Origin of the sequence: Microcoleus sp. K4-B3 (genome assembly GCF_036704615.1) — a bacterium.
Lineage (GTDB): Bacteria > Cyanobacteriota > Cyanobacteriia > Cyanobacteriales > Microcoleaceae > Microcoleus.
The window spans coordinates 1-1,278 of the sequence record NZ_JAUBSF010000233.1; the positions used below are offsets into that span (position 1 = coordinate 1).

Below are 1,278 nucleotides of genomic sequence, written 5' to 3' on the forward strand. Positions count from 1 at the left end.
ACTGAATCTGTCTTGAGTACTCGTTCTGGTCGGATTCCTCCTTCTCTTCTGCCACGCTAACCCCGTGAACTTCTACTTATTTTACGAAGCGCTCGATTTCCAATCACTAATGACTACTGACTACTGACTAATTCCCAAAATGAAGTTTTTATTAGTTACAGATTTAGACAACACGCTAGTCGGAGATGACGAAGCAACTCAAGTTTTAAATCAGCGCTTGCACTCAAAGCGATCGCAAATTTATTTGATTTACTCTACCGGGCGTTCTCATGCTTCAACTTGCGAATTAATTGCCCAAAAGCAACTGCTAGAACCTGACTATGTGATTGCAGGTGTAGGCAGCGAAATTTACCAAGACGGAACCCTCGACTTAGATTGGGCGGAATATCTTTCTCAAAACTGGGATAAAATGGCTATCGCCTCTTTAGCTCAGCAGTTTTCCCAGCTTAAATCCCAATCCTTAAAAGAACAAAATCCTTGGAAAATCAGTTATTGTCTGGAACCAACAGCCGAAAACAGCTCGACTCTCCAGGAATTGCAGCAAAAATTAACTCAATCGGGACTGGCAGCTCAAATCATTTTTAGCAGCAATCGCGATGTGGATATTTTACCGCAGACTAGCAATAAAGGCAATGCCCTTACTTATTTACAAAAGCGCCTGCAAATCCCATCGGAGGCAACATTAGTTTGCGGTGACTCTGGCAATGATATCAGTATGTTTGAACAGGATGTCCGGGGAGTAATCGTAGCCAATGCTCTGTCAGAACTCTTAGATTGGCATCGCGAATACGGCACTGAAAATCATTATTTAGCTGGTTCTGATTGCGCTTGGGGAATCATGGAAGGAATGGCATATTTTTGGGAATTTTGATTGCTTAAAATCGGGTTTGGTTTGTAGTGAGGACTAAAGCCCTCATAAAAATTAAAGGACTGAAGTCCTCCCTACAAATGCACCCCAAGCACCCCAAGTCCCGCAAACCCTTAAAATCTGTTCAGCAATCTCAACCGCATATCGATCGAACCTGCGAGTTGCGATACCATCAGCGTGTACTGCTTTATACTACCTAATCGAACTTAACTTTAGTTGCCTAAAGCCAGTTGAAGTTTATTTCCTAGGCTTTTGGGTAGTCTGCTATCCCAAGATAAGCCGGCGATCCCCCGATCGCCAAAGGTTATATAGTTAAGTTTAGCGCCTCAACCTGAATGGTAGAGTCGATAGGGGAATTTCTACCCCTACCTCTCCTTCAAAACGGAACGTGAAACTTTCGCTTCATTCCG

The 1,278-nt window shown here is 43.3% G+C and carries 1 protein-coding gene; it reads left to right on the plus strand.

The window, feature by feature from the left end; all coding sequences use genetic code 11:
• Positions 1–139 precede the first annotated feature (139 nt).
• Positions 140–871, plus strand: coding sequence for a sucrose-phosphate phosphatase (locus tag QUA78_RS32625; protein ID WP_333307515.1), 732 nt, complete (start codon positions 140–142; stop codon positions 869–871).
• Positions 872–1,278: the final 407 nt, after the last annotated feature.